This is a genomic window from Novibacillus thermophilus, from assembly GCF_002005165.1.
Lineage (GTDB): Bacteria > Bacillota > Bacilli > Thermoactinomycetales > Novibacillaceae > Novibacillus > Novibacillus thermophilus.
The window spans coordinates 2752556-2770972 of record NZ_CP019699.1; the positions used below are offsets into that span (position 1 = coordinate 2752556).

The window sequence follows — 18417 nt, forward strand, 5'->3', positions numbered from 1 at the left end:
GAGTTCTGAATGTCTCGATACGTGCTCGGAATCGACACGAGTAACTACTGTACGTCGCTCTGCCTCTTGTCAGATGCGGGAGAGATTATGGCGGACAAACGGAAGTGGCTGCCGGTAGCGCGAGGGATGAAAGGGGTGCGTCAATCGGATGGAGTTTTTCACCACGTGCGGCAACTGGCCGATCTGTGGTGCAGTGTCACTGTCCCGGATAGTGCCCGGCTGGCTGCCGTCTGTGCCAGTAGCGCTCCCCGACCGGTCGAAGGTTCTTACATGCCAGTGTTTACGGTCGGCGTCAACTGGGGACGGTCTCTTGCCCATGCGGCTGGTGTTCCGTTTTACGAGACGACCCATCAGGAAGGACACATCGCGGCAGCCCTTGGCGCCGCCGATCGCGAGGTAGAGGAAGACGTGCTCACAGTCTTACACTTGTCCGGGGGACATCGGACATGCTGCACGTGCGGCGTTTGGCGTCAGGCTTTCAAATAAGAAAAGTGGGCGGTTCTACAGATTTGTATGCAGGTCAACTCGTGGACCGGATTGGCGTGGCGTTAGGTTTGTCTTTCCCAGCTGGGCGCGAACTCGAGCAGCTGGCGCGAGAGTCGCAGCAACTCCTATCAGTTCCTGCATCAGTACAGGGGACACACTTTTCGTTTTCGGGTCCGGAAACTGCGCTGAAGCGCCTTTTGGAGACGGGGCGGCATCGCGTTGCCGACATCGCCCGCGCCGTGGAAAACGTCATTGCCAAAACGGTGGAAAAAAGTCTTCTCAACGCTTTTAAAGCGGGATTTCCAAAACACGTTTTGCTCGTAGGAGGCGTGGCGGCGAACAACTACATCAGGGAGAGACTGAGACGACGTTTAGAACACCGGGCCGTCGGCGCCCGAATATCTTTTGCCCGCGTTCACTTCTCCGGTGACAACGCATTCGGCGTAGCCTCTATCGGGTGGGATCAACTGAAAAAGGAGCTGGACAGGTGACAGCAACGATCATTGACGGAAATCAGTTAGCAGAACAGAAACGGTCGGAAATCAAAAAAAGAGTCGATGAGTTGAGACAGCGCGGCATCGAACCGGGACTGACCGTCGTGTTAGTGGGAAATGACCCGGCTTCTACCTCTTACGTCCGGGGCAAGGAAAAAGCGTGTAAGGCCGTTGGCATCCGATCAGAAGTGCTCAGACTTCCGAAAGAAACGAGCGAAGAAGAATTGTTAAACCACGTTAGGCGTTGTAACGAAGATCCTCGCGTTGACGGCATTCTCGTTCAATTGCCGTTGCCCGACCACATTAACGAACAGCGCGTGATCAACAGCATCAACCCGGACAAGGATGTAGACGGTTTTCACCCCATCAGTGTCGGGAATCTCGTCATCGGAAATCCGGGATTCTTGCCTTGTACACCGTACGGCATTATGGAGATGTTTCGCGCCTACGATATTTCCCTCAGCGGCAGACACGCTGTCGTCATCGGGCGCAGCAACATTGTCGGAAAACCGATTTCTCTTTTGATGCAGCGGGAACACGCCACAGTGACGATGTGTCATTCGCGCACGAAACATTTGAAAGCATTCACGAAACAGGCAGACATCGTCGTCGCTGCCGTAGGACGGCCGCGTTTTGTGACGGCTGACTTTGTTTCACCGGGAAGTGTCGTGATCGACGTAGGCATTAACCGGGTGGAATCGGGCAAACTCGTCGGTGATGTCGATTTTGAAGAAGTGAAAGAGATCGCGTCGTACATTACACCCGTTCCGAAAGGGGTCGGCCCGATGACGATCGCGATGCTCTTGCACAATACGGTCTGGAGTGCGGAACGGAAAGCGGGCATCGCCACGGGAAGCGGAAACGGCGTACTCACTTGAGGCAACCAGGAACGGTTCGCACGGCGGGCACAAGTTTTTTGCTGACTCACATTGTTTACAGCCTCACTGTGTTTCCCGCTAGTGGTGGAGCAGGCTTTAGCGATAGAACAAAGTTTCGTGTGCCGCGGTGTGGGATAAGGCGAACGGCTACTTTTTTAGTGAATGCCCCGACGTGTGTTCATGCAGCACGAGACCTAAAGGGCGTCTGGAGGGATCAAACTAACTGCGTACAAGGGCCCCAAGGAATGGGCGCAGAAACGTGGTCGAGGAAGATTTCGCCGACTAATCAAACGCGAGGTGAGGCATGGTGGAGCGGGAAGAGCGAGAGATTTGGACCGTCAGCACACTGAACCGGTACGTCCGCGAATATTTGGAACAGAACGTCACCCTGCATTCTCTGTGGGTGCGCGGCGAAATATCCAATTTTAAACATCATTCCCGGGGCACATGTACTTTACGCTAAAGGACGAAGCGAGCCGCATGAATGCCGTCATGTTTGCCAGGCATAACCGCCGCTTAAAGTTCGTACCGAAAGACGGCGACAACGTGTTGGTGCGCTGTTCCTTGTCCATGTACGAAATTGGCGGACAAATCCAGCTGTACGTGAAGGAAATGCAGCCCGACGGCATCGGCACCTTGTTCCTCGCCTTTGAGCAGTTGAAGCAGAAGCTAGAAGCCGAAGGCCTGTTTCAACAGGAGCGGAAACGCCCCTTGCCTCCTCACCCGAAGACGGTAGGGGTCGTCACCTCACCTACCGGAGCGGCAGTACGGGACATTGTCACCACGATTGCCAGAAGATCACCGCATACGAACGTTCTGTTGTTCCCCGCCATCGTGCAAGGAGACGACGCTGTGCAGTCAGTGGTCGACGCCATCGAACTCGCTAACCGGCATTTTCAAGAAGAAGTGGACGTTCTCATCGTGGGCCGCGGCGGCGGTTCGCTGGAAGAGCTGTGGGCGTTTAACGAAGAGGCGGTCGCTCGCGCGATTGTTCTGTCCGACATTCCGGTTATTGCGGCAGTCGGTCACGAAACGGATGTGACGATCGCCGATTTCGTCGCCGATGTGCGGGCGGCGACACCGACAGCTGCGGCGGAACTAGCCGTTCCGTCTCACAGTGAACTCGCGGCCCGGGTTCACGATTTACACAACCGGGTCGGCCGTGCCACAACCCGGTTACTCGAGCGTTACCGCGAACAATTGAATCGATGCCGTAAGTCTCCGGTCATGAGGCGCCCGGCATTGCAACTGCGGGAGTACATCCAACGGCTGGACTATCTTCATGCCGACCTCACCCGCGCCGCGACCAACCAAGTAAAACGAAACGCCGACAGACTAGCCTACTGTCAAGACCGCATCCGACTGCACCGCTTGTCGGAAAAAGTCGCCCTTGTGCAAAAAGAGCTCAGGCGCGCTGAACAGCACTTGGTGAGAGGACTTGAACGCATGATTCGCGAAAAGCAGTCGACGTTAGAACATAAGTTGCGGCAATTGGACGCCCTCAGTCCGCTCAAAGTGATGCAAAGGGGCTACTCCCTCGTCTACCGGGAGGATGACGGACGACTCGTGAAAACGATAGGCGAAGTGGACCTGGGGGATATTGTGCACGTTCACGTGTCTGACGGGAAACTGAGCTGCCAAGTGTGGGGATTGGAGGAGAAGACGCATGGTGGAAAGTAAAGAGAATCAGTACGAGACGTTGACGTTTGAAGAAGCGTTGAAACGCCTTGAAGAAGTGGTACAGAAGCTAGAAGACGGCGATGTGCCGTTGGAAGAGGCGATTGACCTCTTTCAAGAAGGGATGGCTTTGTCCAAACGGTGCAGTCAACAGTTGGACAAGGCGGAACAGCGCATCGAGATGTTGATGGAAGAAAACGGAGAATGGACGAAGAAACCTTTTGCTCCCGAGGAGGACTAGACGCCGTTGAAGGAACGGTTAGCCCAATACTTGGACCACAAAAGGAAACGTATAGATGAAGCGCTCCGCCGTGTCATGGCAGAAGAAAAGGACGTGCCCGCGGAATTAAAAGAGGCGATGAACTATTCTCTTTTTGCCGGTGGCAAGCGGCTCCGCCCGGTGTTGACCTTGACGGTGGCCGAAGCGCTCAGCGCTCCGCTGGAACCCGTCACGCCTTTTGCCTGTGCCATCGAAATGATCCACACCTATTCTTTGATTCACGACGACTTGCCGTCAATGGATGACGACGACACGCGAAGAGGTCGTCCGACGAATCACAAAGTTTTCGGTGAAGCGATGGCTATCCTCGCCGGTGATGCTCTGCTGACGAAAGCGTTCGGATTGATGACTCGATGTTCGTCTGGGGAAGGCGCCGATGCTGAAAAGTTGATCAAGTTAATCGACGAAGCCTCTCATGCGGCAGGGGCCGAAGGGATGGTCGGCGGCCAAGTGAAAGATATCCTGGCTGAGACGAACCCGGTGTCTGTGCAGGAACTGACGGACATTCACCGCCTCAAAACAGGGGCGTTACTGCGTCTGTCGGTGAGAGCCGGAGCGATCTTGTCTGGAGCGACTCTCGATCAGCTTGACGCTTTAACCCGATACGCCGACAACATCGGTCTCGCTTTCCAGATTCAGGATGACGTGTTGGACATCGTCGGAGACCAAGAAAAGACCGGAAAACCGACGGGTCGTGACGAAGCGAGACACAAGGCGACGTTTCCGGCGCTCATCGGTTTGACCGAATCAAAGAAACGGGTACAGACACTCGTGGAGGAGGCGAAAATACAAGTCACTGCCGCTTCGGGAATCCGAGCAGAGTGGCTCTGTGAGATAGCGGACTACCTAGTCGATCGTGAGGCATAATTGTTGGTGGGTAGCTCTTATGATATAATGTGGATACTTATGATGGAATGGTGCAGTATTCTAGTCAGTCTATTTCCTCCGAAGACGGGCCTAAAAATCCGTTAAAGGGCACATCGATGAAGTTCTTGGTGTTGGCTTCCGATGCCCCGTCGGGGGTCGATGCTGAGAGTTAAGGTTGAAGGGCGATCCACAAGGGCATGTGGGCGAAGACCCTTCTTCCGTGGAGGACTCAAGATGCCGCCAAGTTTGTCGTCGGCACCTTGAGTTTAAACCTGCATACGGGGTTCACCCTCCGGATGCAGCGTAGCCTGCCTTGAGTGGGAGCAGAGAGGATTATCTTGACGGACGGCTCGTTCTCGGCAAGGAGCAGTCGTTTCCTTTCAAGATATGAAATCTGCCCTGCAAAAGAGGCTAGGAGGGGCAGAATAGACTGTTGAGGAAAACTCCTAGACTGTTTGCATCAAGCAAGGTTCTCTGAGGATTACAGTACGGTCTAAGTGGCAATCCAGTCCGAAACGGGGAGACCCTTTCGAGTGGCACGTAAAGGGAAACCGCCAAGAACGGCAACGTTCTGGTGTGCCGCTGGGAAAACCTACTGGACCTAAGCCGTAATGTTTACTCAGAGAACTACCATTCCATCCTTCACGCAGGAGACAATCGGAGGGTACACCCTTACTATGATTCACATATTTCGGGGATCTTGGCGCTGGACGGTTACGGTGACGATCGCCACGTTCGTGCTCGCGGCTGTTTTTTCAGTGACGTCCACCGTTTTTCTCAACGGCTTGTCTTGGGGAATTGGCCTCTGCATGCTGTTCGTCATCGTGTTGATCGGCGTCGTGTTCGACGCCATCGGCATTGCAGCGGCCGCGGCGGACGAGAAACCGTTTCACTCTATGGCGTCCAAAAAAGTGCCCGGCGCACGACAAGCTGTTGGGATTATCCGCAAGGCGGATCAGTTTTCGAACTTTTGCAATGATGTGATCGGAGACATTAGCGGAATTGTGAGCGGTGCCGTGGCCTTTGCCGTCGTCACTCAGATCGTGCTGGCGATGCAAAATCCGACGAGTGCGATTCAGGCAGGAATTAACGTGCTGCTGACGGCCATCGTGGCAGCCGTGACGGTCGGCGGCAAAGCGTTGGGGAAATCGGTCGCCATTTCCCATGCCAACGACATTGTCTTTTATGTGGCAAAAGTTTTTTATGTGTTGGAAGCGCGGTTTCGCATCACGTTTTTTGACGTCAGACGAGAAAAACACAAAAGACGGGACAGAAAGCGGGAGATCAAACAGTGCTATTGGAAAAAATCAACTCACCTGAACAGTTGAAACAGCTAACTCCCGGTCAATTGCCGCAGTTGGCCAAAGAAATCCGTCAGTTTTTAGTGGACAATCTTTTTTTTACTGGAGGTCACTTGGGGGCGAACCTCGGGGTTGTGGAGTTGACGATTGCGCTCCATTACTTGTTTGACAGTCCCCGGGACAAGATCATCTGGGACGTCGGTCACCAAGCGTACGTGCACAAAATATTGACGGGCCGAGCTGATCGGTTTAACACCTTGCGCAAGTACAAAGGACTGTGCGGGTTCCCGAAGCGGGCGGAAAGTGAACACGACGTGTGGGAGACGGGACACAGTAGCACGTCGTTGTCGGCGGCGATGGGGATGGCGACAGCTCGCGACATGGCCGGAGACGACTACAAAGTGATCGCTGTGATCGGCGACGGTGCCATGACCGGCGGCATGGCCTATGAAGCGTTAAACCACATCGGTCATGAACAGAAAGACATCATGGTCATTCTCAACGACAACGAGATGTCCATCGAGCCCAACGTCGGCGCCATGTACAACTACTTGGGCAAATTGAGAACGCACAAACACTACCACAAAGTAAAAGAGGAAGTGGAAACACTCCTCAAACGCATCCCCGCCATCGGGGGAAAAGTGGCCAAGTCGGTGGAACGGTTAAAAGACAGCATTAAATACTTACTTGTCTCCGGGGTCATTTTCGAAGAGCTCGGCTTTACCTATTTAGGCCCGGTAGACGGCCATCATATCGACGACGTTATGAGCAGTTTAAAACAAGGTGCCCAAATCAAAGGGCCAGTGCTCATTCACGTTGTGACCAAAAAGGGGAAAGGGTACAAGCCGGCTGAAGAAGCGGCTGACAATCTGCACAGCGTCGGTGCGACGAAGGTGGAATCTGGCGCCCTCCAGCGTGCGCCGAAAGGACCGAACTACAAAAACGTGTTTGCCGACACGTTAATTCAACTCGCCGAACGCGACCCGCGAATCGTTGCCATTACACCGGCCATGCTTGGCGGCAGCGGTTTGATTAAATTTGTGGAACGCTTCCCGGATCGCTGTTTCGACGTCGGAATTGCTGAACAACATGCCACTACTTTGGCGGCTGGCATTGCGACCCAAGGACAAAAACCGGTGTTGGCCATTTATTCGACCTTTTTGCAGCGGGGTTACGATCAAGTGATACACGATATCGCGCGACAAAATTTGAACGTCTTTTTGGCCATAGACCGGGCGGGACTGGTCGGCGCGGACGGCGAAACACATCAAGGTGTCTTTGATATCGCGTTCCTGCGGTGTTTGCCAAACATGACGGTCATGATGCCGAAAGACGAGAACGAATTTCGCCACATGATTTACACGGCTCTTCAGTACGACGGCGGTCCCATTGCCGTGCGGTATCCTCGCGGCGAAGGGATGGGTGTCCCCATGGACGAACCGCTTCGCACCATTCCCATCGGCCAGTCGGAAATGCTGCACGAGGGGCAAGACGTCACGCTGTTGGCGTTTGGCCCGATGGTGTCCCTCGCGTTAAAAGCGGCACACGCGTTGCAAAAGGAAGGTATTCACGCTAGAGTCATTAACGCCCGATTTGCCAAACCCCTCGATGCGGACATGCTGTTGCAACAGGCAAACGACGACATGCCAATTGTCACCATTGAGGAGGGAGTTACGGCGGGCGGTTTTGGCAGCGCCGTATTGGAGTTTTACGCCCAACACCACATTTACCACATGGCCGTGCAAACGATGGGTGTACCGGACTACTTTGTCGAGCACGGCAGCGTTCGCGAGCTGCGGGAAGAAGTCGGGCTCACTGTTGAAAACATTGCTGCGAAGGCTCGCAAAATGGCATTAAAGCGAAGACGGAGAGCGTAATTTGGAACGGAAAGTGCGACTGGACGTCCTCCTTGTGGAAAAGGGACGCTTTTGGACGCGGGAAAAGGCAAAGGCCGCCATTATGGCCGGTTTAGTGCGCGTTGACGGAGAGACAGTGGTCAAGGCGGGAACGAAAGTGCCGTGCCACGCGAAAGTGGAGGTCGACGCACCGCTGCACCCGTATGTCAGCCGGGGTGGATTAAAGCTAGAGAAAGCCCTTCGAGTTTTTGAATTTGAGATGGACGGTGCCGTTGTCGTCGACGTCGGTGCTTCGACCGGCGGTTTTACAGATTGCGCCCTTCAGCACGGCGCCCGGCACGTGTACGCTGTGGACGTTGGCTATGGACAGCTCGCCTGGAAATTGCGTCAAGACCCGCGCGTCACCGTGATGGAGCGAACGAATTTCCGGCACGTTTCGCCGGACGCATTTCGAGACCCGAGGCCGGACGTGGCGGTGGTCGACGTGTCGTTTATATCGTTGGACAAAATACTGCCGGTGTTAAAGCAGGTCCTGCCTCCCCACGGCGATGTACTCTCCCTCGTTAAACCGCAATTTGAAGCCGGCCGGAATCTAGTCGGAAAAAAAGGTGTTGTGCGCGACCCATCTGTCCACCGTTCCGTACTGTTTGACGTCTTTGACGCGGCGGAGTCCAACGGTTTTCACGTGCTCCATTTAACGTACTCGCCGATTACCGGCGGCGAAGGGAATATCGAATTTTTAGTGCACTGGGTCAAACAGGACGAGCCGAAACTCTCGGATGACGACTTGCGTCAGCTCGTAGAGGCGACCGTCTATCGCGCCCACAGTCACTTATACTAATACCCGGCCGAGACTCGCCCACGTAGTTGGAAAAAGTATTGCTCCGTGGTGCAGAAAAAGAGTACGCTAACCTACTCCCATGGACCGCTGTGGAGTGTTAACGGGAGTCTGGCATCGCAACGGAAGGGGATGGTGCGTCCGCGTCAGATTCACTCCGAAGGATTTGGCGGTATCGTGGCAAGCAAAGTTACCGAAAGGGAGGATTTCGCTGTTTTACGGCGAATGGTCATAGTGGGGTGATTGGCGTGCTCGAGCGTGGTGACGGTTTCGTCTATGTGCTGATTGTCTTACTGCTAGTGGCATGGGCGTGGTACTTTGCGAAAAGGCGTCGCGGTTTGTCATCTGGCACCATCCCAACGTCTGGTAAATTGGTTGAACTGTTAAAGGAAGAAGGGTACGACATCGTTTCCGGCAAGGCTAAAATTCCGGTGAAAGTCGATATCGGCGACAGAGAAACCGACGTTATCATGAGTGTCGACTGCATCGTTCGCCAAAACGGACGCAAGTACGTTGTAAAGGTTGAGAGAGAAGAGGGGGAGGCGGTGACGGTCAAGCGCGTCCGGGAACGGTTTCTCGCCGTATGTTTGGCTTTCCAGGCAGATGGGATCGTCGTTGTCAGCGCAGACAAAACGCGCATTAAACACGTCGACATAGACCTCCGCTCTTCTTTCAAGATGCACCGGCTGAGATGGGGAGTCGTTTCATTTTTGTTAGGTGTAGGACTGACGTTTTTCTGGCTATACTGAATGGCGTCACCGTATACGACGACACATGAGGTGAAGCGATTGACGACTATCGGACTTGCTGTGAACCCCGGGAAACCGAATGCTCGCATTGTCGCGAGGGAATTGCTCTACCTGCTGGAAAAGCACGGAGCCAGGGCCTTGATTGAAGATGGAATCGCGCAACAGCTGGGACGACCGGACGTAGCTCTGTCCCTCGACCGCTTTCCTAAACACGTGGACATGGTGTTTGTGCTCGGAGGAGACGGGACGTTGCTGGGCATTGCCCGCAAGTTTGCCCGCCACCACATTCCGATTCTCGGGTTCAACCTGGGGCATCTCGGCTTTTTGTCTGAAGCAGAGCCTGACAGTCTGGAAGATGCGGTAGAAAAGGTTCTCCACGGGCAATACACTGTAGAGAAGCGGATGATGCTGGAAACGGAAGTCATTCGCGGGAACCATAAGCTGGAGCAGAGTTGTGCGTTAAACGACGTCGGAATCGCCAAAGGTTCTTTCAGCCGTTTAATTACGAATGACGTCTACGTAGACGATATTTATTTGGGAACGTATTCGGGAGACGGAGTCATTGTTTCCAGTCCGACTGGCTCTACAGCTTATTCACTGTCCGCAGGTGGGCCGATCGTCAGTCCGCGAGTCGACGTCCTCCTCGTCACTCCTATCTGCCCCCACACCCTCAACGCGCGGCCAATTGTTCTTTCGGCTGAAGACTGCTTGCACATTCGTGTGGACGCCACCCATGAAGACATCGGTTTAACGATAGACGGACAATTAGGATTTAAACTGAAGGTCGATGACATTATCCGCGTGCGCCGCGCGCCGTACAACACACTGCTCGTGAAGTGGGAAGAGAGCTCTTTCTTTGACGTCGTCCGCAAGAAACTTCAGGGGGACACCGGGGATGTGCCGCAGTTGGAGGTTAAAAAATGAAAGGGCAGCGACAAATTAAAATTCGGGAAATTGTCACCAACTACGAGATTGAGACGCAAGAAGAGCTGGTCGAGCGGTTGAGAGCCGAAGGGTACAACGTCACGCAGGCCACCGTTTCCCGCGACATCAAAGAGCTCCGCCTCGTGAAAGTGCCCACCTCCGGCGGCCGCTACAAGTACTCTCTACCGGCGGACAGGCGGTTCGACCCGCTGCAGAAATTGCGGCGTTTGCTCGCGGACAGTTTTGTGGGCGTGGACTACAGCCACTGCTTTATCGTCATGAAAACACTGCCGGGAAATGCGCATGCTATAGCGGCCCTGCTCGACAACCTCGACTGGAAAGAAGTGATGGGCACGATCGCCGGAGATGACACCATTCTCATCATTTGCCGTGAAGAGTCGCAATGCCCGGTACTTGTCAACCGTTTCCTGGACATGTTGTAAGGGAGGTGTCGACGGGTGATCCGCGCATTGTCAATTCGCAATTTGGCTGTCATTGATTCAGTCGAGTTGACGTTCGGTTCCGGTTTACACGTCTTGACAGGGGAAACCGGTGCAGGCAAATCCATCATGATCGACGCGATCTCCCTCGTCCTCGGTGCTCGCGGTTCGTCTGAACTTGTCCGCCATGGGGCAAAAAAAGCGGAGATCGCCGCCCTGTTCGAATTTCCGGAGAAACACCCCGTATGGCAAAAGTTGGACGACTACGGTCTGAATGCAGACGATGACGGAACGTTGCTCATTAAACGGGACATTGCCCAAAACGGCAAGAGTACCTGTCGGGTAAACGGGCAAATCGTCACACTGACGATGTTAAGACAGATCGGGTCGCTGTTCATTGACGTACACGGTCAACACGACCATCAATCACTGCTGCGCGAAGAAGAACACGTGGCCTGGCTGGACGCCTACGCCGGGGAGCAGCTACAGCGGCTCAAGCAGGAGTACCGCCAGCTGTACAGTGAATACCGGCAAGTCGAACACGACCACCGTCGTTTGACAGAAGGGGAACGCGAAACGGTTCAGCGCATCGACCTCCTCGAATTTCAAGCTAAGGAAATCGCCGCTGCTCGATTGTCAGAAGACGAAGAGGAGCGTCTGCAAAGGCGGCGTCAAAAGCTGGCCCATATGGAAAAGCTGGTGCAACACGTTCAGGACGCTTACTATACCTTGAAAAGCGACGGCCAGGTGATGAACGACATCAGCCGCGCCTTGGCCCAGGTAGAGACAGCCGCCGGATACGATCCGGAACTGAACGACGTCGCAGAAATGGTGAGAAATGCGTACTATCAACTGGAAGAAGCGGCGGTGACGTTAGGGCGACAAGCGGAGGGGCAGGAGTTTGACGAACGGGAATTAAACGAAGTCGAAGCCAGACTACACGTGATCGAACAGCTGAAGCGCAAGTACGGTTCGACTGTTCGCGACATCATTCAATACGGGGAAAGAGTGGAGGCGGAACTGGACGTATTGAAAAACCGCGAATTCCACTCGGCGGAACTCAAATCCCGTTTGGATGAGTTACAAAAACAGTTAATTGTCAAAGCGCGCGGACTGAGCCAAATGCGACGTGAAGCGGCGCGGACCCTTGAGCAGGAAGTGGAGCGGGAGCTTGCCCAGTTACATATGAAACAGACGACGTTTAGAATCGAATTTCAAGCGTTGGCCCGTGCCGAAGAGGACAGGCCCCTATACAAAGACGGCTGGGATCGGTTGCGGTTTACCATTTCGCCCAATCCTGGAGAACCGCCCAAACCGTTGGCCAAAATAGCGTCGGGCGGCGAATTGTCGCGGGTCATGCTGGCGCTGAAAACGATTTTCCACGACGTGGACGAAGCGGGAACTTTGATTTTTGACGAAATTGATACAGGTGTAAGCGGCCGGGCTGCCCAGGCTATTGCTGAAAAGTTGTACCGCATTGCCAAAAAGCGTCAGGTGCTGTGTGTCACCCACTTGCCGCAAGTGGCCAGCATGGCAGACTGCCATTTTTACATCGACAAACAAGTGGAGTCAGACAGTGCCGTAACGAACGTGCGCGTTCTGTCGCAGCAAGATCGCATCAACGAACTGGCCCGCATGTTAGGCGGCGTGGAAGTCACTCAAAAAACGAAACAACATGCGGAGGAGATGCTGCGTTTAGCGGCTCAAAGCAAAAAAGGCGCATGAATATTTTACCACCTGAACTGCCATATTACCGTTAGAGGTCTCGTGTTTCCATTTCCTGTTGACCGCTGACACAAGAGGCAGTTTCTTTTTTTTGTGGAATGATTTATGCCGTATGGCCGACGAGGAGTCAGCTCAATTTAAGGGATACGATGAACGGTCATCAAAGGTATGGCTTAGGTAGGCCGCGATCGGAGTGTGATGTTTTTGGACCGAAGACAAACAAAAAAATGTGTCGGTCTTGCCCTCGTGGTCTTGATCGTATTCGTCTCAACGACTCCCGGTTTTCAACAGTTTTTTTCCATACCGAAAGACATTAGAATGCTTAACGGAGCAGAGAAGATATGGAAAATCGGAATGCCGGCCACGGCCACGGCGCAAGTGTCAGATCCGGAAGTCGTCCGTATTAACGGCAATCGTTCGTCGACAGTGCCAGTCGACTTGAACCAACCGTTCAAAATGCATTCCGCCAAAAAAGGTCAAACGACGGTTCGGTTAAAACTGTTTGGCGCATTGCCGATAAAAACCATGAACGTGCGGGTCATTCCGGAGTTGAAAGTCATACCGGGTGGCCAGTCCATCGGAGTGAAGTTGCGTTCTGAGGGAATGCTCGTCGTCGGTCACCATCACGTCGAAAGCGACGGTAAAGACATATCTCCCGGCCAAGCAGCAGACATTCGAGTGGGCGACCGCTTGCTAAAAATGAACGGCGTCAAACTGATAAAGCCTGAGCAAGTGGACGGGATCGTCCAGCAGGCGGGCGAACGTGACGAGGACATTGACATTTTACTTGCCCGGGGCAACAAACAGCTGTCCGTTACGTTAAAACCGGTTCGCGCCACTGAAAGTCAGGTGTACCGCCTTGGGCTCTATATACGCAATGCCACGTCTGGAGTCGGGACGTTAACCTTTTATGATCCGGAACATCGCGTATACGGGGCGCTCGGTCATGTCATTTCCGACACAGATACCGGCGAACCGATACCCGCGGGGGGCGGGAAAATTGTTCAATCAAATGTCACAGCGGTGGAGAAAGGCGCTTCTGGAAAACCGGGTGAAAAGCGAGCGATCTTTTTTAATGAGGACGAGGTTTTAGGGAATATTGAGAAAAATTCCCGCTTCGGCATATTCGGCAAAATGACGGAGTTGCCGGATCATTGCTACACAGACAAAGCCATTCCCGTCGGACTGATGGAGGACGTCAAAGAGGGGCCGGCACACATTTACACTGTCGTCGAAGGCCAGAGAGTGGAAAAGTACGACATTGAAATTGTAAATGTCATCGAGCAGAAGTACGCTGCCACTAAAGGGATGATCATCAAAGTGACCGACGAACGGTTGCTGAACAAGACGGGCGGCATTGTCCAGGGCATGAGCGGCAGCCCGATTATACAGGACGGAAAACTTGTCGGAGCCGTCACCCACGTCTTTGTCAATGACCCGACATCGGGGTACGGGACGTTTCTAGAATGGATGCTGCAAGAAGCAGGAATAAAATTAAATGAAATGGACGAAAAAATCGGGGCATCACCCCCCGATTTTTTTGTCGAACATTTACGGTAAATATTAGTAAGAAAAAAGGAGGAGATAAAAATTGAATGTCGAAAATAAATACTGTAAAGAGGGTAGAGACACAGGAGGGTTTAAGTTGGAGTCCATAAAAATTCTTTTAGCAGACGATAATCGCGAATTTACAGACATGATGCAAGAATGGATCGACGCGCAGGACGATATGACGGTTACGGGCTTGGCCTACAACGGCAATGACGTACTGGATCTGATTCAAGAAGAGACGCCCGACATTTTAATTCTAGACATCATTATGCCCCATTTGGACGGGCTGGGCGTTTTGGAACACATTCAACACATGGAGCTCAACCCGAGGCCTAAAATCATTATGCTCACGGCATTCGGTCACGAGACGATCACGCAGAGGGCGGTGGAACTAGGGGCCTCTTACTACATACTGAAACCGTTTGACATGGAGGTTCTGACGAATCGCATACGGCAGATGGTGAGTGGCGACTCTTCCGCAAAAAAACTGCCGCACCCCGTGCAAACGGCAGCCAAAAAAGAACGGCATCTCGATTCCAATATAACGGACATTATTCACGAAATTGGCGTTCCGGCCCACATCAAAGGGTACATGTACTTGCGCGACGCGATCACGATGGTGTACTACGACATTGAACTCCTCGGCTCCATCACAAAAGTGTTATACCCGAAAATTGCCGAAAAATACAACACGACGCCGAGCCGGGTGGAACGAGCCATTCGCCATGCCATCGAAGTAGCGTGGAATCGAGGGAACATCGATTCGATCAGTTCCCTGTTTGGCCACACGATTAACATGTCTAAAGCGAAACCGACCAACAGTGAATTTATTGCCATGGTAGCGGACAAGCTGCGCATTGAACATAAAGTCGGGTAAAGAGTCGTGAAAGCTCGTCCCCCCACCGTACTTTTGAACGGTGGGGGTTTTTGCATGCCGGCACAACAACTGCGCATACTAAAGGTAAACGCGTGAGGTGAAAATCCTTGCCATGGCCGAAGTCCGTTTTTTCCAGCCGTGGAAAGGCGGAAGTTCAAGCTGCTGTCGTAGTGGACAGAAGTACAAAACGACTGATCAAGCGAATAAAACCGGGAGAAATAGCCCTCATTCACCACTGTGACTTGGATCAGGTGGCGGCGAAAGGGCTCATCGAAAAGGGCGTCAGCGCAGTCCTCAACTGTTCTGATACGTTTAGCGGGACGTACCCCACCCCCGGCCCGGAAATACTCGTCCAGGCAGGCATTCCGGTCTTGGACGGGATTGACGAGGTGTGGATGGACGTTTTCTCCGACGGGATGACGGTCTGGATGGACGGTGAACGATTCGGCTATGTGGATGAATCCGGGAAACGTGTTGCAGCCGGTAAAGGAAATCGGCTCACGCAGAAACGGTTGTCCGCCTTGACAAAACAGGCACACGACAATGTGGAACAGGCATTGGAGCAGTTCATCGACAATACGCTGTCGTATGCTGCCAAAGAAAAACATTTTGTGACGAAACCGTTGCCGCTCCCGGAGCTGCGGACGAAAATCAAAGGCCGGCACGTCGTCGTGGTCGTAAGGGGAGCAAACTACAAGGCCGACTTGCGGGCCATTCGCCCTTACATTAAAGATTACCGTCCAGTTTTGATCGGCGTCGACGGCGGAGCCGACGCCCTGTTGGACAACCACTTCACACCGGACTTAATTGTCGGCGACATGGATTCTGTCTCAGACCGCGCCCTCTGTTCGGGAGCAGAGTTGATCGTACACGCCTACCCGGACGGAAAAGCACCGGGCTTGGACAGGGTAGAAAAACTCGGTCTCACGGCACACATCGTCCCCGCCATCGGAACGAGTGAAGACGTGGCGATGTTGTTGGCGTTCGAAAAGAAAGCCACCCTGATTGTCGCTTTGGGAACGCACTCGCACATGGTCGATTTTTTGGAAAAAGGGCGCAAAGGGATGGCGTCGACCCTCCTCGTGCGCATGAAAATCGGCACACGGCTCGTTGATGCCAAAGGTGTGAACATTTTGTACCAAGGGAAGTACCGCAGGCGGGAATTGACGTATTTAGCGATGAGTTCTGCCTTCCCCGTCATCGCACTGTTCGGGATTAATCCCGACTTTCGGCACATGATGCGCATGTTGTGGCTTCACTTACGCATGATCTTTTCATAAGGGTGATGGATTTCAATGTAGGAGGATTGTCGTGGTTTCCGCTCGCTATCATTTAGTCACAGTGATGTCCGTTTTTTTAGCCCTCGGTCTCGGCATTTTGCTCGGTGGTTCCCTTGGCCAGCAATGGCTATCTGAAAAGCAGCAAGGACTCATTGACCAGTTGGAACGTCATTACGACGAACAAGTGACACAAAATCGCGAATTGAGCGCGAGTTTAAACAAGGTGCAAAAAGCGTATCGAAAGGAGAAAGACAAAACAGACGAACTGTTGCGGTTAACCGTGGGAGATGCGCTAAGCGACCGGTTTTTTGTCGTATATTCTTCGGACCACAGACAGGCGAAACGCTTGAAGAAAATGATTGAGTGGGCAGGAGGACACGCGCGGACACTGGACTCTTTGACGTATACGCAAGACGACGTAGACGCTGTTGTGCTGATGGGGGACAGCTATCTCGATCAAGTCAATCGGGACGTTTTGCGGGATTTGCAACTGCTGTACGGCGCCCCCATCGTCGTGCACACGACGACAGAAGCGGCGCGCGAATGGCAGGGGGCCCGCATTTATCCGTACAACGGGTCCTTGTCTGAAGTGTTGTCGGAATACAAGTTCTTAAAGTTTTTGCAGGAAGTGATTCCGCCCCCTTAAAGGAGGACCGTCATGCCACGTGACATATCTGTCGTCGTACCAGCTTACAATGAAAGTGACCGCATCGGAGAGACGTTGCACGCGATTAAACAGTTGAACAGTGTCGACGAGATCGTCGTCGTGGACGACGGGAGTGCGGACAACACGTACGACATTGCCCGGGAGTGGGCCGATGTCCTCATACGCCGCGAGCACAATCACGGGAAGGGACCCGCTCTCGATCTCGGATGGCGAAAGTCTAAAGGGGACGTTATCGTGTTCCTCGATGCCGACTTAGGGGCTACGGCGGCATTGGCCGAAAACTTAATTGAGCCCGTCATCTCCGACCAATGTGACATGTCTGTCGCCTCCTTTCCTCCAGCAGAAACAAAAGGGGGCTTCGGTTTGGTGAAGACGTTAGCTGCTCAAGGAGTCAAATCGTTAACTGGGAAGCGGATGACAGCACCGCTTTCCGGTCAACGGGCCATGAGACGACGGCTGCTGGAGCGGATCCCACCCCTTGCCCACGGTTTTGGAATCGAAGTGTACCTGACCGTCGAGACGCTTAGAAGCGGATTTCGCGTATGTGAAATTCCAGTGAGTTTTCGCCACCGGGAAACGGGGAGAAACGTGGCCGGATTTGTTCACCGGGGAAAACAGTTCGTCCACATTTCCAAAACGCTGTACCGTTTGTGGAGGACGACGTGATGGGCGTGTCATTTCCCCTCGTGCTCCTCGGCACAGTTTTGCTGGCCTGGAGTGTAGGGCGCATTGTCGTTCCGTTTGGCGTGACGTTCCTGCGGCACCACACCGTCGTCGCCACGAATTACGCAGGAGACGTCGTACCGACGGGTTACGGTCTCGTGCTGTTGTTCGCGTATGCTGCTGTCTATGCCTTCATCGCTCCGTTTTTTTTGTTGGACCTCGTGGGCCATGACGGAGCCGATTTGTACTGGACTGTCGGTACGACGAGTATGTGGATCGTCTTGTTGGGGTGGTTAGACGATACGCTTGGTGATCACACGGCGAAAGGGTTTAGAGGTCACATCGCTGTACTTGCGAAAAACGGAGTGTTCACGACAGGTTTGCTCAAAGCATTGGGGGGAGGCGTTGCAGCATTCGCGGCGGCACGGGTGACGAGCAGCAGTGTGTGGGAGTGGGCGATCGACGGCTTACTCATCGCTCTCAGTACGAACTGGTTAAACTTACTAGACCTGCGTCCTGGGCGTGCCATCAAATTTTATTTGCTCGGCGCCGTCAGTTTGTTTCTCGTTGCTTGGCCAGAACCGTTCGTCTTTTTGTTTACCCCTCTCATGTTGTTAGCAGCGGCGACGGTTCGGGAAGACCTCGGGGGCGGGTTATGCTCGGCGACAGCGGCGCCAATCTGCTCGGAATGCAACTGGGCATTTTTTCCGCCCTCACTCTGCCTGTGACAGTTTGCGGCGCCGTCGTTTTCCTGTTTGCAGCAGGGCACATTTACGCTGAACGGTACTCGTTGACCGAACTGATTAACCGCATTTCTTGGTTGAAAAAGCTGGACAGTTGGGGAAGAGCAAAACCGTGACCACA

19 protein-coding genes and 1 pseudogene are annotated in these 18417 nt (G+C 53.5%); all 20 read left to right on the forward strand.

The features are described 5' to 3' along the window. Nucleotides 1–9: 9 nt before the first annotated feature. The 20 genes and pseudogenes from B0W44_RS19105 to B0W44_RS18940 all read left to right on the forward strand — a co-directional run bounded on the left by B0W44_RS19105 (nucleotide 10) and on the right by B0W44_RS18940 (nucleotide 18412). A complete protein-coding gene (locus B0W44_RS19105) occupies nucleotides 10–486 on the forward strand; it encodes a tRNA (adenosine(37)-N6)-threonylcarbamoyltransferase complex transferase subunit TsaD (protein ID WP_335582618.1) in 477 nt (158 codons plus the stop codon). Next, on the forward strand, nucleotides 447–977 hold the full coding sequence (locus tag B0W44_RS19110; RefSeq protein ID WP_335582619.1) for a Kae1-like domain-containing protein: 531 nt from the start codon (nucleotides 447–449) through the stop codon (nucleotides 975–977). The genes B0W44_RS19105 and B0W44_RS19110 overlap by 40 nt, the downstream gene beginning before the upstream one ends. Then, the gene (folD, locus tag B0W44_RS13310; protein WP_077720454.1) at nucleotides 974–1858 is read left to right on the forward strand and encodes a bifunctional methylenetetrahydrofolate dehydrogenase/methenyltetrahydrofolate cyclohydrolase FolD; all 885 of its coding nucleotides are present in this window, start codon (nucleotides 974–976) and stop codon (nucleotides 1856–1858) included. The genes B0W44_RS19110 and folD overlap by 4 nt, the downstream gene beginning before the upstream one ends. A 304-nt stretch (nucleotides 1859–2162) precedes the next feature. Further along, nucleotides 2163–3538, forward strand: a pseudogene (xseA, locus tag B0W44_RS13315) (exodeoxyribonuclease VII large subunit). After that, nucleotides 3525–3776 (forward strand): exodeoxyribonuclease VII small subunit, encoded by a 252-nt coding sequence (gene xseB / locus B0W44_RS13320; protein WP_077720455.1) that lies wholly within the window; start codon nucleotides 3525–3527, stop codon nucleotides 3774–3776. The pseudogene xseA and the gene xseB overlap by 14 nt, the downstream one beginning before the upstream one ends. Before the next feature lie 6 nt (nucleotides 3777–3782). Continuing rightward, nucleotides 3783–4682, forward strand: coding sequence for a polyprenyl synthetase family protein (locus B0W44_RS13325; RefSeq protein ID WP_228441150.1), 900 nt, complete (start codon nucleotides 3783–3785; stop codon nucleotides 4680–4682). A 677-nt stretch (nucleotides 4683–5359) separates the two neighbouring features. After that, on the forward strand, nucleotides 5360–6010 hold the full coding sequence (locus B0W44_RS13330; protein WP_077721399.1) for a hypothetical protein: 651 nt from the start codon (nucleotides 5360–5362) through the stop codon (nucleotides 6008–6010). Continuing rightward, nucleotides 5974–7860: a 1-deoxy-D-xylulose-5-phosphate synthase gene (dxs, locus tag B0W44_RS13335; RefSeq protein WP_077720456.1), complete on the forward strand. Its 1887-nt coding sequence runs from the start codon at nucleotides 5974–5976 to the stop codon at nucleotides 7858–7860. Before B0W44_RS13330 ends, dxs begins: the two co-directional genes overlap by 37 nt. Before the next feature lies 1 nt (nucleotide 7861). Continuing rightward, a complete protein-coding gene (locus B0W44_RS13340; protein WP_077720457.1) occupies nucleotides 7862–8680 on the forward strand; it encodes a TlyA family RNA methyltransferase in 819 nt (272 codons plus the stop codon). Between the two features lie 296 nt (nucleotides 8681–8976). Continuing rightward, nucleotides 8977–9426, forward strand: a complete 450-nt coding sequence (locus tag B0W44_RS13345; protein ID WP_169835578.1) for a hypothetical protein — start codon at nucleotides 8977–8979, stop codon at nucleotides 9424–9426. Next, complete coding sequence (locus B0W44_RS13350; RefSeq protein ID WP_077720459.1) at nucleotides 9427–10350, forward strand: NAD(+)/NADH kinase; 924 nt, start codon at nucleotides 9427–9429, stop codon at nucleotides 10348–10350. Further along, the gene (ahrC, locus tag B0W44_RS13355; protein WP_077720460.1) at nucleotides 10347–10793 is read left to right on the forward strand and encodes a transcriptional regulator AhrC/ArgR; all 447 of its coding nucleotides are present in this window, start codon (nucleotides 10347–10349) and stop codon (nucleotides 10791–10793) included. Before B0W44_RS13350 ends, ahrC begins: the two co-directional genes overlap by 4 nt. A 15-nt stretch (nucleotides 10794–10808) precedes the next feature. Then, nucleotides 10809–12515, forward strand: coding sequence for a DNA repair protein RecN (recN, locus tag B0W44_RS13360; RefSeq protein WP_077720461.1), 1707 nt, complete (start codon nucleotides 10809–10811; stop codon nucleotides 12513–12515). Nucleotides 12516–12713: 198 nt separating this feature from the next. Next, nucleotides 12714–14075 carry a SpoIVB peptidase gene (gene spoIVB / locus B0W44_RS13365; RefSeq protein ID WP_077720462.1) on the forward strand — a complete coding sequence of 454 codons (1362 nt, stop codon included), beginning with the start codon at nucleotides 12714–12716 and terminating at the stop codon, nucleotides 14073–14075. A gap of 136 nt (nucleotides 14076–14211) precedes the next feature. After that, the gene (gene spo0A, locus B0W44_RS13370; protein WP_418304101.1) at nucleotides 14212–14943 is read left to right on the forward strand and encodes a sporulation transcription factor Spo0A; all 732 of its coding nucleotides are present in this window, start codon (nucleotides 14212–14214) and stop codon (nucleotides 14941–14943) included. Between the two features lie 107 nt (nucleotides 14944–15050). Continuing rightward, complete coding sequence (gene steA, locus B0W44_RS13375; protein WP_228441155.1) at nucleotides 15051–16223, forward strand: putative cytokinetic ring protein SteA; 1173 nt, start codon at nucleotides 15051–15053, stop codon at nucleotides 16221–16223. 31 nt (nucleotides 16224–16254) lie between these two features. Beyond that, entirely contained in the window at nucleotides 16255–16869 is a 615-nt protein-coding gene (locus B0W44_RS13380; RefSeq protein WP_077720463.1) for a copper transporter, read from the forward strand. A 12-nt stretch (nucleotides 16870–16881) separates the two neighbouring features. Then, complete coding sequence (locus B0W44_RS13385; RefSeq protein ID WP_077720464.1) at nucleotides 16882–17556, forward strand: glycosyltransferase family 2 protein; 675 nt, start codon at nucleotides 16882–16884, stop codon at nucleotides 17554–17556. Next, nucleotides 17556–18281: a hypothetical protein gene (locus B0W44_RS13390; protein ID WP_077720465.1), complete on the forward strand. Its 726-nt coding sequence runs from the start codon at nucleotides 17556–17558 to the stop codon at nucleotides 18279–18281. The genes B0W44_RS13385 and B0W44_RS13390 overlap by 1 nt, the downstream gene beginning before the upstream one ends. Next, a complete protein-coding gene (locus B0W44_RS18940; protein ID WP_257788051.1) occupies nucleotides 18278–18412 on the forward strand; it encodes a hypothetical protein in 135 nt (44 codons plus the stop codon). The genes B0W44_RS13390 and B0W44_RS18940 overlap by 4 nt, the downstream gene beginning before the upstream one ends. Nucleotides 18413–18417 lie beyond the last annotated feature (5 nt).